At 40.5% G+C, this 18,482-nt stretch carries 15 protein-coding genes; 1 reads left to right on the top strand and 14 read right to left on the bottom strand.

From position 1 onward, the window contains the following. Nucleotides 1-2 precede the first annotated feature (2 nt). From DWX84_RS04950 to DWX84_RS04885, 12 genes are all read right to left on the bottom strand, one after another. On the bottom strand, nucleotides 3-3,044 hold the full coding sequence (locus tag DWX84_RS04950; RefSeq protein ID WP_048926963.1) for a TonB-dependent receptor: 3,042 nt from the start codon (nucleotides 3,042-3,044) through the stop codon (nucleotides 3-5). Nucleotides 3,045-3,378: 334 nt separating this feature from the next. Beyond that, entirely contained in the window at nucleotides 3,379-6,237 is a 2,859-nt protein-coding gene (locus DWX84_RS04945; protein WP_122377440.1) for a triple tyrosine motif-containing protein, read from the bottom strand. A 91-nt stretch (nucleotides 6,238-6,328) separates the two neighbouring features. Continuing rightward, on the bottom strand, nucleotides 6,329-7,159 hold the full coding sequence (locus DWX84_RS04940) for a family 16 glycosylhydrolase (protein ID WP_122377439.1): 831 nt from the start codon (nucleotides 7,157-7,159) through the stop codon (nucleotides 6,329-6,331). Between the two features lie 413 nt (nucleotides 7,160-7,572). Continuing rightward, nucleotides 7,573-8,865 carry a tyrosine--tRNA ligase gene (tyrS, locus tag DWX84_RS04925; protein WP_122145508.1) on the bottom strand — a complete coding sequence of 431 codons (1,293 nt, stop codon included), beginning with the start codon at nucleotides 8,863-8,865 and terminating at the stop codon, nucleotides 7,573-7,575. Nucleotides 8,866-8,968: 103 nt separating this feature from the next. Then, on the bottom strand, nucleotides 8,969-9,640 hold the full coding sequence (locus DWX84_RS04920) for a TatD family hydrolase (RefSeq protein WP_057326766.1): 672 nt from the start codon (nucleotides 9,638-9,640) through the stop codon (nucleotides 8,969-8,971). Next, nucleotides 9,624-9,845: a membrane protein insertion efficiency factor YidD gene (gene yidD, locus DWX84_RS04915; protein ID WP_005863660.1), complete on the bottom strand. Its 222-nt coding sequence runs from the start codon at nucleotides 9,843-9,845 to the stop codon at nucleotides 9,624-9,626. Before yidD ends, DWX84_RS04920 begins: the two co-directional genes overlap by 17 nt. Beyond that, nucleotides 9,845-10,231, bottom strand: a complete 387-nt coding sequence (rnpA, locus tag DWX84_RS04910; protein WP_036630613.1) for a ribonuclease P protein component — start codon at nucleotides 10,229-10,231, stop codon at nucleotides 9,845-9,847. The genes yidD and rnpA overlap by 1 nt, the downstream gene beginning before the upstream one ends. Next, a complete protein-coding gene (locus tag DWX84_RS04905; protein WP_029257164.1) occupies nucleotides 10,231-10,986 on the bottom strand; it encodes a uroporphyrinogen-III synthase in 756 nt (251 codons plus the stop codon). The genes rnpA and DWX84_RS04905 overlap by 1 nt, the downstream gene beginning before the upstream one ends. Next, complete coding sequence (locus DWX84_RS04900; protein WP_005860300.1) at nucleotides 10,983-11,708, bottom strand: DUF4271 domain-containing protein; 726 nt, start codon at nucleotides 11,706-11,708, stop codon at nucleotides 10,983-10,985. The genes DWX84_RS04905 and DWX84_RS04900 overlap by 4 nt, the downstream gene beginning before the upstream one ends. Nucleotides 11,709-11,744: 36 nt before the next feature. Beyond that, nucleotides 11,745-13,091 carry a dihydrolipoyl dehydrogenase gene (gene lpdA / locus DWX84_RS04895; RefSeq protein WP_122377437.1) on the bottom strand — a complete coding sequence of 449 codons (1,347 nt, stop codon included), beginning with the start codon at nucleotides 13,089-13,091 and terminating at the stop codon, nucleotides 11,745-11,747. A 10-nt stretch (nucleotides 13,092-13,101) separates the two neighbouring features. After that, entirely contained in the window at nucleotides 13,102-13,506 is a 405-nt protein-coding gene (locus DWX84_RS04890; RefSeq protein WP_009016772.1) for a PH domain-containing protein, read from the bottom strand. A gap of 151 nt (nucleotides 13,507-13,657) precedes the next feature. Further along, nucleotides 13,658-14,362, bottom strand: coding sequence for a hypothetical protein (locus tag DWX84_RS04885; RefSeq protein WP_005860303.1), 705 nt, complete (start codon nucleotides 14,360-14,362; stop codon nucleotides 13,658-13,660). Nucleotides 14,363-14,599: 237 nt separating this feature from the next. Here DWX84_RS04885 and DWX84_RS04880 point away from each other — a divergent pair, with 237 nt between their 5' ends. Then, a complete protein-coding gene (locus DWX84_RS04880) occupies nucleotides 14,600-15,799 on the top strand; it encodes a hypothetical protein (RefSeq protein WP_008778963.1) in 1,200 nt (399 codons plus the stop codon). 49 nt (nucleotides 15,800-15,848) lie between these two features. Here the strand turns inward: DWX84_RS04880 and DWX84_RS04875 are convergent, their stop codons facing one another. Together DWX84_RS04875 and DWX84_RS04870 are read right to left on the bottom strand one after the other, a co-directional pair. Next, complete coding sequence (locus tag DWX84_RS04875) at nucleotides 15,849-17,357, bottom strand: PQQ-binding-like beta-propeller repeat protein (protein ID WP_233524016.1); 1,509 nt, start codon at nucleotides 17,355-17,357, stop codon at nucleotides 15,849-15,851. A 566-nt stretch (nucleotides 17,358-17,923) separates the two neighbouring features. After that, on the bottom strand, nucleotides 17,924-18,439 hold the full coding sequence (locus DWX84_RS04870; RefSeq protein WP_022193033.1) for a hypothetical protein: 516 nt from the start codon (nucleotides 18,437-18,439) through the stop codon (nucleotides 17,924-17,926). Between the last annotated feature and the right edge of the window lie 43 nt (nucleotides 18,440-18,482).

Below are 18,482 nucleotides of genomic sequence, written 5' to 3'. Positions count from 1 at the left end.
GATTAATAAATAATACGAAGACCTAACGTATAAGAAGATGCTAAAGGATATACACGCTCATCAAATCCATAAGAAGAAGATGCTATCTCACCTTTCTCGTTCTTACTACCCAACTCTGGGCTGAAGCTGTTTGCCTTGAAAACAGTTAAAGGACGATCAGCAGTCAAGCTCAAACGAATGCTCGGCATCTTGAATTTTCCAAAGTCTTTCTTCGGGAATGTATAAGCAACTTGTACATTCTGAATACGGAAATAAGAACCATCTTCTACATAGAATGAGTTAAAGTTAGAGATATTCCAAGGTTTTACAGAACCTTTCGCAGACATATATTCGTTAGTAGAACCCTCACCTGTCCAACGATTCTCGAACTGATCTAAGTCATAGTTCAATTCAGAGTGCCAACGGCGGTCACCACGTTTACGGTTTACGATCTGGTTTCCAGCTACACCTTGCATAACCATAGAGAAATCGAAATTCTTGTAAGAGAATCCTAAGTTGATACCGTAATTGAAGTTCGGGATATAAGAACCCAATGTTACACGGTCTTTATTATCAATCTTACCATCCTTATTTTGGTCAACATACTTGAAATCTCCGGGCTCCAAACCATTTGCTACAGCAATCGGATCAGCAGCGACCTCTGCGGCATTCTGATAAACACCCTCAATATCATATCCATAGTAAGCATTCAACTCACCACCAACTTGAGAAATCGTACGGAACTCCGCAGAACCACCATATAAATAAGATAAACCATTCAAATCTTTTACCTCATTGTGCAAGGTTGTCAAGTTTGCTCCAATGTAGTAAGAGAAATCTTTACCGATCTTATCAGCCCAGTTAAAAGACAACTCAACACCTGTATTCAAAATCTCACCTCTGTTACCTAATAAGTTACCGGCACCCATTGGCAGAGGAGCGTCGATCACGGCATTTTGAGTCAAACGATAATACCAGTCTGCCTCTATTGTCAAACGGCTATTCAACGTACGAAAATCTAAACCGACGTTCGTCTCATTCACGACTTCCCAACCTAACCAACTAAAATAAACCAAGTTCGTATAACCAGGAACAGCGCTTCCTCCAAATATACCAGAGGTACCCATATCTTGCGTAATGGAAGCGAAACCATCACTAGCCGCAACCTTATCGTTACCTAACTTACCCCAGCTCGCACGTAATTTCAGATAATCAACCCATTTCTGATCTTTCATGAATCCTTCTTCTGAAATATTCCAAGCAGCACCTACAGAAGGGAAATAACCCCATTTCTCTTGGTATTTGGAAGAACCATCAGCACGCATTGTAGCAGACAATAAATATTTGCCTTTATAATCATAAGATACACGACCGAACCAAGAAACACCACGATAAGTCGTACCGTCATCGCCAGTTTTACGTCCATCCGCATTACCTTGATTCAAATAGTAATATTCCTCGTGTCCGCCCGGAACACCTGTAGCTTCTCCCCATAGGTTACGCCAGTTCTCTTCACGTACGGATTGACCCAACATCGCGGTTAAACCATGATCACCGAACGTATCTGTATAGGTCAATGTATTATCTAAAATCCAACTGTGATAAATATCATTCTTCTTATTCAAAAGGGGAGTCGAATTCAACTGAGTTCCACCAACCAAAAATTCTGGAGTATAAGCTCTTGTCTGAATAACATTGATATCTTGGCTATAAGCCGTTTTAAAGAATAACTTATTCTCCGGCAAGAAGTCGAATTGCGCATAGAAAGAAGGCATTACGCGCAACATTGAATTTTTAGAATCATAATACTCCGCTTGAGCAACCGGATTGTAGTAATACTCACTCAAACCGATTTGGGCAGGAGAACCATATTTCGTAGGATACGGATTCAAGGAGCTATTTTCATCATATACAGGAATAATACCCGGTGTACGGAAAGCTGCTAACCAAACCTCGCCGTTTGGCAAGTTTTGCGTAGAGTTGCTCAAAACAACGTTAGCTCCTACTTTCAACCAATCAAAAGCCTTATAATCCGCTTTCGTACGCAAATTGAAACGAGAGTAATCATTTTTAGAATCCAAGATACCATCTTGATACAAATAAGAGGTACCCACAGAATAAGTAGCTTTTTCAGTACCTCCAGAAATGTCTAAAGAATGGTTGTGAGTTAAAGCTGTATGTAAGATCTCATCATACCAGTTTGTATTCGGAAGTGTTCCCCAAACATTTTTAGCGTTATTTACAACAGCCTGTAAGGTTTCATTACCCATCTCACTGATCATAGTCGCATATTGCTCACTATTAGCCATTTTCAATACATTCGTAGCCTTTTGAAAGCCAACATAACCATCATAAGTAACCGTAGCAGGACGATTCAACGCACCTTTCTTTGTCGTAACCAAGACTACGCCATTCGCCGCACGTACACCATAAATAGAAGCGGCAGAAGCATCTTTCAAAATAGACAAATCTTGAATATCACTATTATTCAAGAAATCAATATTATCAAAGAACATTCCATCTACAACATACAAAGGTTGGCTATCCGTATTCATAGAACCGATACCACGAATACGTACGGAAGGACCGGAACCTGGCTGGCCACTATTCGTAATCTGCACACCCGGCACTTTTCCTTGCAAAGCACTCATCGGAGATGATGTCGCATGTTTCGTAATCTCATCAGCCTTGATCACGGCAATTGGAGCTGTCAAATCCTTAGCCTTACTCGTACCATAACCGATAACGACAACCTCTTCCAAGTTTTGCGTATCCTCACTCATAAGAACATTTACTACAGTCTGTCCGTTAACCGGAACTTCTTGTGTAGTCATACCTACATAACTAAATACTAAAGTCGCATTCTTGGGAACATTACTCAAAGTATAGTCTCCATCCATAGAGGTTATGGTACCGTTAGTCGTACCCTTAACCAAAACACTCACCCCGATAGCCGGGTATCCTGTGGCCTTTTCAGTTACCACACCAGTAACTGTCAGATTCTGCGCAAACATTGTTGTCGCGGCAAGTAACAGGCATAAACAAAGCATTAATTTAGCTTTCATTCATTCTAGTTTTAAAGTTGAACATTTGTTTTTACACTCATTATTAAATTTGAAGCAAATGAACACCCAAACCTAAAAAAGGGCAAATTTTTGTATACTTCAACACTACTGCAAGCCTTGCGCAAGCAGAAAATTACTACTTTTATACTACTGCAATACATATTAATTATCTTATTTTCAGTTATAATACATTTGTTAATTCAAAAGGAGAACATTATATGTTATTAAACACATCTCACTAAATATGGGAACACAAAAATGACAAGGAAAACTCATAGTTATGATTTTCTTATTTCATAGTTATGATATTTTTCATTCATAACTATGAAATTTCTTAGTGGAACTGGATCATGAAATCTACCAAGCTTTGCCCCTCCGGTAGATTTAGTTTTTTACGCAATCGATAGCGCGCCGCCTCGATACCACGTACGGAAAGATTTTGCATACGAGCCATATCCTTAGTTGGCATATTCAAACGTAATAAAGCGCATAATCGTAAATCGCCCGGAGTCAAATCGGGATACCGCTCTTTTAGATTCGTAAAGAACTTTTCGTGGATACGATCGAAATTAGTCTGGAAAATGGCCCATTCATCCTCGCCTGATATATTCTCTTCGATCATGCGGATGAGCTTATCGAAGAATCGTTTCGTATAACTTCCCGATAATTGTTGAGCTTGTATTTCCTTTTTTAGACCTTCAAGGAAATCATTATGAGAGATAACAGACAAAGTAGCACTGGCTAATTCCTTACTCTTATAAGTAAGGTCATTTTCTAATTTTTCATTCTCTAGCTTGACAATTAATTGCTCTTGCGCCCTCAATTGCTCTTCTTGCAATCTCTTTTGCTCCTCGTTAACTTTTTTCTCACGCATGACAATCCACATCGTATACATTCTCACTAATACGACCAGTATACATAAAAACAAAGCAAAATAGATGATCAGCGCCCACCAAGAGCTATAAAATGGACGTTCGATCTTGAATGGATAAGACAGAGAAGATAGCTCTTTTCCTCGATCGTCTTTCACAACCGCATGTAACACAAAATTACCATACGGTAAATTAGAATAAGTCCGTTGAAAATTACTGGTGCCTTCTATCCATTCATTATCAAACCCGTCCAGTTTATAATAGATCAGGAAACGGCGCCCCGTAAAATCCGGATACGAAAACTTAAAAAGAATCGTATTATAGCTATAACTCAATACGGACGCACCGGCTTCCGGTGCGTCCGCTCCCTTGCAAGGGAGCGGAGCGAACTCATTTTCATGCCGATTATAGGCCCTTACCTGCGACAAACTTAATGGAACTCGAGTCGTATCCACATAATTCCGGTATCTGTCATAACGAGCGATCCCCCCGTTTAGACAAAAATAAGACGTCCCGTCGGAAGCCACATAAATATTTCCCCTATCCTCTATGGTCGGATTATCAAACAAAGTAAAAGGAATACGCTGTTTTAACTGGAATCGCCCGGACTCATATCCTAACAATACATATTCCGAATTCCGGATAAACCAATATAAATCATTATTCAAGGAAACAACCCGATAGGTATCGCTTAACTCGGGAAAATCCTCATTCAACAAATCATAAGGAACGATCTTTCCAGTCAAATCCTCATAAGTATAAAACTTACTCCCATCCGAGAAAACAATACGTCCGCGTAATTTCATTACATTAATCGTACCACTCTCATTACCTTCCTCCAGTTTTCCGATATACTCCATCTCTTTCACGCTCCTCAAATCCTCATTCAAGCGAAGACGATAGATACCTTTATACATATGGCTAGCCCATATATTGCCGGTAGGGTCAACCTCAAACGATTTGATCAAATTAGAGAATCCTTCTACATTATGGCTAAATTTCCAACGATTAGTAACCATATCCCGGGTGAAAACACTGAGTGGACGGTAAGACATCTGGAGTAAAACTTCCTTTCCATGGATAATTGTCTTACGTAATGCGGTACCCCCTCCATTGGGCCCCGGTATCTGAGTAGCTTTTCGGCCCTCTAGCTGTAAGGTACCTGTATTATGTCCGGCAATCAGTTGATTTCCGACATCGGAGATATACCATGTCTGTTCTTGAGTACCGGGAATCAAGGTTGGATAACTATCATTCTCAGATAACGCATAAAGACCTTGGTTCGTAGCTAAATAAACAATACCCTTCTCTATCACCATATCATGCACCATACCAATCTGGGCCTCAAACGGTTCATAAAAATAAATCGGAGAATTCACATGTATCTGCGCGATACCATTATCCAATGTAACCCATAAATTATCCGAATTATCAGCAAATACTCTCAATACCGTATTATTAATCAAGCCATTCTCCCGGTTGATATGCCACAAAGTTTCCCCCTGCTTATTAATCGCTACAACCCCATTAGAAATCGTACCCACAATAAAAGTAGAATCTTTCATCATGACTCCCCGGTTTGCTATCCCTTCCTTTAATATTTCATTGGCTGGTGTATTCCACACGGACAATTTTTTACGTACCTCATCATAGATAAAACATCCACTACGAGCCGAGACCAATAATAGCTGATGATCAAACGGCAAGACCGAAACCACATCATCCTCCAAAACCTTTTTCGATAGTAACTCTGTAAACTGGCCGTCATCCATTCGACAAAAGCTTCCTCCCTCCATGAACTGAACGTATAGATGATCGTCCAATGTGAAAATATACAATGGAGACAGGTCGGATACACCTTTTCTTACTTTTTCCCCGTCATAAATAAAAAAGCTCCGGAATGATTGAAAATAAATCTCACCCTTATATTCATTAATCGTCCAGAACTCATCATTATTAAGATAGACGTTCATCTCAGACGAACTGAGTGAATGATAAATCAGATCATTCTCGTCATCCATCTCAAAATACCCGAACTCCTCGAAAGAGCCAACATAAATACGTCCGTCCTTCGATATATACAAAGCACGGACACCTAGATTATTCGGTAATTTCACAAGATCCCAGTGAATACCGTCAAAAACCAAAAGCCCCCGGTTATTCCCAATATACATCTTTCCTCCCGGACCTTGGGAGACGGCCCAATTCTGGTTTCCCGCTTTGTAATCGCTTACGGAATAATTGATGATTTTAGGAATATAGGGTACCTTCGCATTCCCCGTTATACAAAACAACAAGGCAATAACGCAACAAATCAACATACGAACCAACGTCCTCTTAAGTATCTCCTTCACTATATAGTACAGAATGTTATGTACCACAAAAGTAAATAAAAAAACATCACGTTACACCCTACTTCTTATAAACTCTCACATAATCAATCTCAAACACATGTGGAAAAAGAGAATCATCAATACCCTTTTGGCCTCCCCAATTCCCACCAATCGCCAGATTCAGCAAGATATGAAAGCGTTTATCGTAAGGCCAAACCTCATAGCCTATCCCCTCGTTCTTAAATGTAAAGTATAATTGATCATCTACATAAAGCCGGTACTCATCTTCCTCCCATTCCAAGGCATACACGTGAAACGCTTTATAACAATCCGGACACGCAATTTTAGCATTTTTTTGAGTTCCGATCGCATGATTATATTTTTCCGTATGCGAAGAACCTACGATCGTATCGGGATCATAGCCCACATTTTCCATAATATCTATTTCCCCGCTTTTTGGCCAATCCCCGTATTCCCAATCCGTTGGAAGCATCCAGATGGCCGGCCATGTCCCTCGTCCGGTCGGGAGTTTCGCCCGAATCTCAAAACGTCCGTACAACCAATCCCCTTTTCCTTTCGTAATCAGACGAGCCGATGTATATGAACGACCTTCCATCGGTTCTTTCAAGGCCGTAATCCTCAACACCCCATCCGAGACCCAAGCGTTCTCCTTTCTGCCGGATGTATAATATTGAGCCTCGTTATTTCCCCATTGATATACATTACCTTCCGTATCATAAGACCATTTTGTAGAATCAGGAAATCCCGTATAGTCAAACTCCTCACTCCATATCAATTTCCACCCGCCTTTATCCATGGGCGCAGACAAATCGATATCACTAGCATTCGCCAGACTGCTCAAGAAAACACGATATAGGATAAAACCAAACAAAAGAAATGAACGTGACATAACAATATAGATTTAAATCAGAATTTCCACAAATGTATAAAAAATAAATAAAAGTGTAGATGAAAAACACATCGCAAGGTTATCCCCGCAATTATACTGCGAATACCACAGGAGATATACTTCAAGCGGCAGAGAAGATATACTTCATGGCCAAAGTAAGTACTACCCCATTTTCCCTAGGGATTTATCGGATAAGCTATCTATACGAGAAAATGTCACAAAATAAAAAAGGGATGCCACAATTGACATCCCTCTCTCTGGATTGTTGAGTTGTCTCACGAGGATTCGAACCTCGACAGACAGAACCAAAAACTGTAGTGCTACCATTACACCATGAGACAATCCGATTGCTTTACTAAAGCGATGCAAAGGTAAGAATAAAATCTTACCTTGCAAATTTTTTGATTATTTTTTTACTTTGCGATCAACAAATAATAATTTTTCTTACCTCTTTGAACCAATAAATACTTATCGTCAAGCAGTGAAGAACAATCAATTACAGTGTCAACCTCCGCTAGTTTCTCTTTGTTAAAACTTACACCACCACTTTGTACCAATTTACGCATCTCACCTTTTGAAGGGAAGATAGCGGCTTTTTCAGTACACAAATCAACAGCCTTGATTCCTGCGGCCAATTCATCACGGGAGATATCGAAATGAGGAACACCCTCGAATACGGCTAGTAATGTGTCCTCATCCAATTTCAACAAAGCCTCGTGCGTGGAGTTACCAAACAAGATATTGGAAGCCTCGACAGCGGCCTCATAATCTTCCAAAGAGTGAACCATAACAGTCACCTCTTTCGCCAAACGTTTCTGCAACGGACGCAAATGAGGAGCGGCTTCTTGCTCCGCTTCCAAAGCGGCGATCTCTTCTTGGTTTAAATCCGTGAAGATCTTGATATACTTGGCGGCGTCAGCGTCGCTTACGTTCAACCAGAATTGATAGAATTTATACGGAGAAGTATAGCGACGATCCAACCAGATATTACCGGATTCCGTCTTTCCGAACTTACCACCGTCAGCCTTCGTGATTAACGGGCAAGTCAAGGCATAAGCCTCCCCTCCCAACGTACGGCGGATCAATTCCGTACCAGTCGTGATATTACCCCATTGATCAGTACCACCCATCTGTAGGCGGCAACCCTCATGCTCATACAAATACAAATAATCGTAGCCTTGTAGCAATTGATAAGAAAACTCGGTGAAAGACATACCTACACTAGATTCGCGACTCAAACGTTTCTTCACTGAATCCTTAGCCATCATGTAGTTCACGGTAATATGCTTACCGATATCACGGATAAAATTCAAGAAAGAATAACCCTTCATCCAGTCATAGTTGTTCACCAACTTAGCGGCATTAGGAGCGTCGGAGTCAAAATCAAGGAACTTAGCCAATTGTTTCTTGATGCAATCCTGATTGTGACGAAGAGTAGCCTCGTCCAGCAAATTACGCTCGGCAGACTTCATAGACGGGTCACCGATCATACCGGTAGCGCCACCCACTAAAGCGATAGGACGATGACCGGCACGTTGGAAATGCTTCAGCATCATCACACTTACTAAGTGTCCGATATGCAAAGAGTCTGCCGTTGGATCGATCCCCACATAGGCCGATGTCAACTCTTTCTGCAATTGCTCTTCCGTCCCGGGCATCATATCAGCGATCATGCCCCTCCATCTTAATTCTTCTACAAAATTCATCGTATTAATTTATATCGTATTACATTAATATATTTGTCACTTTATCTCATACGAGGCAAAGGTACGACTTTTTAATTGAGAATCGAAAATTGATAATTGATAATTATCCGTTTAGGTGGAAGATAGAAACGTTTTTAGCGATTTGAATCCGCAGCTTTTCTTCCGGAATATCCAACGCTTCCGCTACATTTTGGTAGACCCCGCGGATATCAATCGATTTATCATCGGTCTCCAAGAAAAGGAAATCAGGCCATGCGGCACGCAAAGCCGATGGATTAAAACGATCTCCAAAGGAGAGATAAAACCCCAAGCGAACCAATTGGGAGGCAAGTTCACCATTACCTCGAAAGCCATGGATAATCCAAGGCATCTCCGGTTTCACGGCCTTTTTACAGGCAATGAGATCCGCCCACGCTTTTACGCAATGGATAATTAATGGCTTATGTGTTTCCTCCGCTAAATTGGCTTGTGCCAGAAACACCTCTTTTTGCAAATCCATTGGAGATTCGGCCAGTGTATCAAGTCCAGCCTCTCCGATCGCCACGACTCCCGAACCAGACACCAATACCCTAAGTAGGTCCATCTGCTCCTTTACATTATATATATACCACGGATGGATACCATATGAGCGAATAACCGTATCAAGAAGTGGACCCGGCTGCATATCACCCATTGGACTCACGATCCTATTTATAATCGCGATATCCTCCTTATGGAAAGGCATCTGATGCGTATGTATATCATAATAACCCATGGCGTTACGGAACCGGATCATAACCGCTCCCACCCCAAGGATGGCAACGAAGTATTCGTTTAACCGCAAGATACAATCCTTTCACAGGACCATATTTCTTCAAGGCTTGCACCGCATATTCGGAACAAGTGGGCGTATACCTGCACGAAGCCGGTGTCATAGGAGAGATACAATATTTGTAGAAATAAACCGGCAATAAGAGTAATGTGGTAAAAAAGCGTCTCATTATTCTTTATCCCGAAGGATATGGATCGCTTTCTTCATTGCCTTTTCCATCACAGCGTACGGATGGATCTCTTTATCGAGGTACAGGAAAGCGATTAACATGCCCTTATTCTTCGCTTCCAACGGTTCCAGTAAATCATATTTACGAACCCGGTAAGCCTCACGTACCTGTCGTTTGATCAAGTTACGCTTTACGGCTCTCTTAAATTTTTTCTTCGGTACACTCACTAAGAAGGAAGCACGGGCAGGCATCTCTTCCTCCATCGGTAAATAAACGACCCGCAGTGGAAACGCCACGAACGATTGTCCTTTTTCGAATAATAGGTCAATGTAACGTTTCCACGACAGGCGTTCTTCTTTTGAAAGGGTATACCTTTTTGTCGTCATTATTTTTTACCGTCTTGCTGTTTTTTCAGATATAAATCCAAAGCAGCAGTCATAGAAGGGGCTTCCACCGTGGGAGCCTCAACGTCCAAACGCAGACCCGCATCTTTAACAGCCTTTGCCGTAGTAGGGCCAAAGCAGCCGATCTTTATATCGTCTTGCTTGAAATCCGGGAAGTTCTTCAATAAGGAAGAGATACCCGACGGACTAAAGAAAACCAACATATCATAATCGAATTTCTCGTCCTTCGCGAAATCATTGCTCACCGTACGGAACATCACCGCTTTCGTATAGTTGATTTTCTTCGCGTCTAACAAAGCGAATAGATCATCTTTATGTACATCGGAAACAGGTACTAGGTATTTCTCCTTCGCATGTTTGGCGATAACAGTCACCAAATCATCTGCCTTACCGGTCTGACCATAAAAAATCTTACGTTTTCTATAAACGATATACTTCTGGAGATAAACAGCGATCGCCTCTGTCATACAGAAATACTTCATCGTTTCCGGGATAGCCACACGCAATTCCTCGCATAAATGAAAGAAATGATCGATAGCCGTACGAGCCGTAAAAATAACGGCGGTATGATCCAAAACCGAGATTCGTTGCTGCCTGAACTCCTTGGAAGATAAAGGTTCAACCTTGATGAACGGGCGGAAATCTATTTCCACACCGTATTTTTCTGCAATATCGAAATATGGTGATTTCTCCGATGCAGGCTTCGGTTGTGATACCAATAATTTTTTAATATTCAATGCCATAGAGTACTTGACTCGATAAAGTTATACAAATAAATAATGCCTTCATACAGAAAAACTAAAGGCAATATTTCTTGGCCGCAAAGGTACAAACTAATATATAAAAAACTGCTATTTTTCCTGTGAAATATCCGTATGGTCTTATAAATTATCACAAAACGACACAGAATATAGAAAAATACAAACAACAAAACAGGAATCTGTATACTGCTCCCCACGAATACCAACCAAAGTGCCGGAATGTATAAACAAATCCCCCACGCTCCTATAATAGCGTTATAATTAGTCTTCCAAAACTTGTATTTCGGAGCGTCCGTAAAAACAACCCCCAATAAATAATAGAAACAGCGCTTACACCAATAAAACAGTATCAATACCATCATTATCAACCCAATAGATATCAACACCGTATTTTCTAGCAAATGGTTGAAATACCCATATGCCCTAGCGATAGCAAAAAGGCAAACGCTACAAAGAAACAAGGCTTGAAACGTCATGAAATTCCGGAAGAGCCATTCGCTCCCCCTCGTTACCTCAAATAAATTTTGACGTTCTTTCACATATACCACATCACGCATCATCTTCAGGAATAAACGATAATTGGTACGGAACACCAACGCAAAACACATAAATAAGACGAACAAAAGGCTAAAGACCACATCGTCCACCAATTGTCCGTCCCACAAACGAATCCCTACATATCCTTCAAATGTACCCATGTGCCGCTATTATCGGCACAAAGGTACATAATTATTTCAATAAAGCGCTTCCTTAATAATCTCTCCTACCGTAGGATGCGGGAACACAAACGACTTTAACTCATCCGATTTCATCCCCTCCTCAATAGCGATTCCGGCGATCACGATCAACTCCGAGGCCGGATTACCCAACATATGGGCACCGATCAACGTCTCATCCTCCGACAAGATCAACTTACAAACACCATTCCCCATCTCATTCTCCGCGACAAAACGCCCAGAGAATGCCATCGGTATTTTTTTCACGGTATACGAAATACCTTCTGCCTGCAACTCCTCCTCTGTCTTCCCGACACCGGCGATCTCCGGATTCGTATAAACGACACCCGGAATAGCCTTATAACTCATCGGGCGCGATTTGCCCAAGAGATGATCCACGGCCACCTCCGCCTCGCTAACTGCCGTATGCGCCAGTAAGGAAAAAGCGGTAATATCACCACAAGCATATACATTTGGCAGGGAAGTCTGCATGTACTCATTCACCTTCACCCCATTACGAAAAGTCTCCGGAGCCAGTGTCTCCAAGCCAAAACCTTTCGTAACCGGACGACGCCCTACACTCAAAAGGACCTTATCGCCATGTAACGTGAATGTCTCCCCGTCTTTCTCTACAGAAACCTCGGTTCCATGCACCCCGGTCACTTTATGACTTAGATAGAACTTAATCCCCCGTTTAGCGTATTCCGCTTGCAACATTTCGGACAGCTCACGATCCATCGGGCCTAATATCTTATCCAACATCTCCACGACATGTACCTCTACCCCAAGGCTATTGAAGAAAGAAGCGAACTCCATACCGATCACGCCTCCACCGATTATCACCAAAGAGGCCGGAAGCTCCTTCGATTGCAACGCCTCCCGGCTCGTCCAATATTCCGTCTCCGCCAATCCGGGTATAGGAGGAATTACCGTTTCCGATCCCGTACAGATCAAAAGGTTCGCAGCCTCGTATAGCTCTTCTCCGGCGGCGATCGTAATCGTCCCGTCGGCCGCACGTCCTTGGATACAAGCTTCCGCCGTAACCATCACCACGCCATGCTCCGTCATTTTCATACGGATACCGGCTGTCAGCTTTTTCACGACCTTATTCTTACGGGCGATGATTTTCGGGAGATCAAAAGAAGGATTCTCCGCTTTCACCGCATACTTGGAAGCATGCTTGATATTATCATACGTCTTAGCGGAATAAAGAAGCGTCTTTGTCGGCACGCATCCCTCATTCAAACAAACCCCGCCCAATGCGTTTTTCTCAAAAAGAATCGTGGAAAGCCCACCCTGCGCCGCTCTCTCCGCGGCAGTATAACCGGCAGGACCTCCACCGATTATAGCGACATCGTATTTCATACTATTAGATCTATTTAAGTTGTATATTAGGATTAATCTTTCTCAATTGTTTGATAAAATCAGCCCGGTTGGTCGGAGATATGAGCATCCAAGGTTTCCCATTGCTCCATATGATCAGCCGATCCAACGAAAGGGCGTAGCTTGACACCGGCATCACGGTAGATTCCAACGCCTCTATATCAGCGATAGCGATCTTCTTCTCCGGGAAAATACTACAATGCGCTATCAACATATCATCTTCCGTTATCCGGTAATACGTATTAAAGAAAACATGAAGCACCCCCAACGCAGCGACCATCATACCCACTATAGCCGATATATTGGTACGCAAAAATGCAGCCACGCAACCGATTACCACCATGATAATCACCAGATGATACCACCATCCCACTTTTGATTTATATTCTCTTTCCATTTTCCGAAATTTGCCGCAAGTTAACGAAAAACGTCAAACAAAAAGAAAATTGCCCAATCTTTCCCATAAAAGAAAATACGCTGTCACTTCTCAGCAACAGCGTATCCACTTAAACCGGTTAATACAAATCATAAGATTGTAGTCGCCTTTTTTATTTTAATTCTTCCAATACCGTATAGGATTGTAATACGTTATTCTTATCATATTGTTCCGTACGCACTAAGCCTACATTCGGGCTGTACCACTCATACCCATACCCAGTGATTGTCTCCTTTGATTTAGGGGAACGTGTAGCGATATTATATTTTACCTTAGCGCAATCGAACGTACCGGCAGGAGTTGTTATGCTTTCCGTTTTAATAAACTCACGGTCCTTAATGGCCATATCCTTACGATTCTTCCGATTCTTCTTATCGTAGATCTTTACGGAAGCCTCGTCGAAATACACGTTATTCTTATCGAAATTAGCCGCATACGGATTTGGGTAATTTATAAAGTTCTCCGTGATATCCACATTCGTATTCATTTCCGATACCACTCCCGGATAAGAGAGTGTCTCTTTCGAGTCGAGGAAAAATTCTCCATTCTGGCAGTATGCCTTGATATCTCCTTTGTTCACGATCGTACCGGAGGGATTAGTATATACGTAGTCCGCTTCCACCTCTTGGCCGGAAGGCAATGTTTCCACCTCATCCACTTGATAACTCATAACAGATTGTAAGTTTCCCTTTGCGTCATATCCTTTACGGACCCATACCGTTCCCTCTGTTTGCGGAAAGAAGAACGTACAATCTTGCGCCATCGCTCCTCCCGCGATCAATGAGATTAAAGCCGTGTATAATATTTTCACCTTCATAATTTTGACGTTTAATTAATTCACTACTAAATACATGCCGGATATCCAATGCTTTGTTAAAACAGAGTGAACCCCTAAATGTTCAGAAGGTAAAAATTAAAAATAGCCAAAATATCTTTCTTGACAATACATTTAACCATAACTATGAAGTAATCTATTACATATTTACATGAAATATACCAGTTTATAAAGGATATGTTGTAATTTTGTAATTAATATAGACATTAAACAAGCATAATGGAACTGGAAGAAAATAAGATATCAATCTCTACAATCAAACAATACCTACAATTAATAATACATGATTTGGGTAAATTTACTCATCTAGAGTTTCTGACCTTGAAAGGATGGTTACTATATTCACTTTCTTTAGTGACTATCCTTTGTATACCTTGTATGGCTATTCTAATTATTACAGGTCTCATATCCGGAAATATTCCATTGGACCTACTGATCGCAATCTCATTGATTCCCTTCATATTTATTTTACCTCTGACATTGACATTGACTTTTATCAACAATTATAAGAGACCAAAGACATTAAGAAAATACATACTTCAAGGATTGGGACTCTATCTTTGGGATAGTCCACCCAAAAAGGTCAGCCAAACAGCATTCGAATGCATAAAAGAGGGAAAACTTTTCAGAATTGAGGTTTGCCTTTTAAAGAATGAAGGAAAAGAAGATTGGTTCACTTGCATGATTATTCCTTATTATATACCTAAATCAATAAAAGACAAAGAACAGCATATCGAAAATGTGAATCGCTATCTGAGCGAGAAATGTATTTTTGAGATAAAGCAAGACATGGCTTTTTTCACCATACCAGTCAAAGTCTTTCCGAAGTTAGACCTAAATAAAAGTATTGAAGAACTTTTGTACGCTATGAGACGTTTTGATTTGCGTACATCCACATTCTATAATCCCACCGCAATATTAAATAAAGTACCAAACACCCTCGAGATACTTGCCATGACAGTATTTGATATGGAAATTGATGAAAAATGGATAACCTGGTCTAAAAATATGATAAAAGCAGACTTTGTCAACAAGAACATGCAAGACTTCGCTTCTCAGATACCTTGTATAGATAATCAAAAGGATCTAAGGAAAAGAATGGATATTCTTATATGTGAGTTCAATTTAGATATTAACAAAGAATACATACTTTTGAACTATCTTCGATTTCTCTTATTTGAAAATTATCACAAAAGAAGAACTGTCTTAGAAGTAATCCAATGCTTAAGTCAACTATATATACATTCCAAAATATCTTTACTGCGTGACTTCGATTTATTGTATAGGGCTAAAAAAGAAATTGATGAAACAGGAAAGCAAGTTTCTTGGACAAGGGATACCCTAGAACCTAAAAACATTGATAGTTATATAATAAACTATTTGGATACATTGTCAAAAACAGGGATTCTATCCATGTAAGCATTTGTATACGACTTACCAATCCAACCCGCCTTTGGATATCCCCTAATTATAAAGGAAATTCATATATCTTTTTACCATCCAAACTATAGATGAAAAACTTTTCACCTACCCTAAACATCTTGGATGAGGTATGTAAATAAGCTTTCTTTTCACCCTTTGAATTAACCCACAATGTTTTGTCTCCCAAGAATATCAAATTATCCCCATTTGGTAAATCCCTGAATGGACGTAACCTAGACAAAGGATAAGTTTGTAAAACATTCAGTTGTTGGTCTAGCTCAACCATTTCATTCTTATCTGTAACCAAACAATAAATCGAATCCGGGCGTTTATATCGCTGATAAGATGTACTATCCTCAAAATCCTGCAAGAAATAAGAAGAATTGGTAAGATATAATAACTTCCCGTTTACTTCGGTATTCCATGATACCTCACTCAATAAGGAATCCCCAGATAACGAGTATTTCCGGATATGATCGGAAAACAACACCATCAGAGCATCCTCTTCCCAATTTATATCAAACTCCTCCACCATCTCTTTCTTATCCGAGAGCTGGCGAAACCAAACCTTCTCCCCCTTTCGTTTATCGAAGCAGGCGATAAACGGCCAGCCAACCTTCAGTCTTAAGTATTCGTGAGCATAAGCCTCAGAAGTATCAAAAATAGTATTTCGATACCCTGTTCCCATATTAATCATATAAAGGCTATCTCCTCTCGCAAACAAATGAGAGCGAGATCCCATTCCATCAGGTATCGGATACCCCCATTTAGGTTGCAACTGCCGATCCAGACAAAACAAATTCTCCCGGCTTGCCACGTAAAAAACCGTGTCGTCCGATAAAACATTCGATACCAGTTCCATCACCTTCTTCGGCCCGGTAGGCACTGCTGCAAAACCGGTTAAGACACCCGTCACCACACCGAGCGCACCAAGAGCGACGGCCTCTTTATAATCACTTGCCCCAGTCGGCATGGCATAACTCGGCCCTTCCCCATTTCCCATGTGAACCAGATGAATCCCATCCGAGACAATCAATCGAGTAGAGTCATCCAGTAAACCACTCTCATTCCATCCATATACATGGCTCATTTTCCGGCTCCACATCTTTTCTCCCGTCGCAAGGCTATGGCCTTCCAACTCGTTAGACACCCCGTTCATATAACTGCCTTTATAAGCCAAAAACATCCGGTTCTTAGCGTCCACACAATAAGGAATCATTTTCTTTTTCTTCCAAACCTCATTACCTGTTTTCAAATCCAGCAACGATGTAGCCTTCCCCATTGTCACGAACAAAACTCCCTCTGAAGTCAACTTTGGATCTTGATTAAAATAATTGACAGGACGTTGCCATAGCATCCTCTGATCAGCCAAGGAGTAAACGGATATTCCCCCCTTATTTTTCAAGGAAGTCTCATTTTTCGACAAATTCCGATACCGGATAAAAAGCAAATTATCCGTCGAATCCACATCCACTCCAAGAATCCAGCCGGGTAAAGCCAAACTTTTAGCAATGATAACAGAGCCATCCTCATTGATACCCAATGTGTCCGACAAAAATGTTTGAGATTGTACATCTAATGAAATACAACAAACAAACAGCAAGAAAATTTTGATGACCCTCATATCTCCACAATAATTATTTGATACAATTTCACTTTTGATATTTTTCTAACGAAATACAAGTCACATTATTATAATTAGGTTGATCCATCATGACGAAACGTAAACAACTTTCCTGATCGTATTCTATCAATAGTGGGTTGTAAATCATGAGTTACCCGCACTTTGAACCGGCATCATCATCACCCTACTCGCCGAACCTGCGGCGGCTCCACCGATAAGCCTTCTATGATGATAGATATATCAACAGATTGTATAGTGTAACTACACTTATTAAAGTTCAGAAATAAGCTCGGCATCAGTACATATACAAAACTCAAACAAAAAAATAGGCTGTCTCATTTTCTATCACGAAACAGCCTATTTTTTAATATAGACTCAAAAACACCAAAATTTAATGTTACATTATTTTCTGGTATTACCTCGTTACGGCATAAATTCAAAAGCCATTCTACTATCTATTCTTTCATATTATTTATATTCACTGTTTCTTTTCATAACTATCCATTCCCTTGACATTTACGCATATACCTTCCATTTCTCAACCTATCAATTATAGAAACATAAGACATTACATCACCTTGTTCTAAATCCTTATACTTTTCCGTAAGTTTACCTACAAACAAAGGAGGTTCATTAATGTGCCATACATACCAATTCTCCGAAGGACTGACAAACTCAAGTTCTTTGTTTGGAAGAACTCGGACATCACTAGCTGTTCCAAATAGAACATCCTTATGACCTTCACCTATCTCTTTTGAGTTGCCAACTTTGTACCAAGCCCCATAAACTATCCCTGCACGTAAAACCGTATGGGCATAGAACTCTACCTCATCCATCACAATCTCCTCTATAATCGGCCTATAATCCATGGGATAATGGGTCTTGAAAACTCGTATTACAGAGCTATTCAAAGCTTCTATATCATTAATGATATATTGAAAAAATCTTTTATAACCATTATCTATTTCTACACAAAAAATATCTCCCATTTTTGTCACTATTCGTTTTGCCATATTATCACAAGTTTCTTTTTTGCAGTAAAGATAATATTTTTAT

The sequence above is a fragment of the Parabacteroides sp. AF21-43 genome (genome assembly GCF_003635435.1).
Lineage (GTDB): Bacteria > Bacteroidota > Bacteroidia > Bacteroidales > Tannerellaceae > Parabacteroides > Parabacteroides distasonis.
This window is presented reverse-complemented; position numbering and strand designations above follow the sequence as displayed.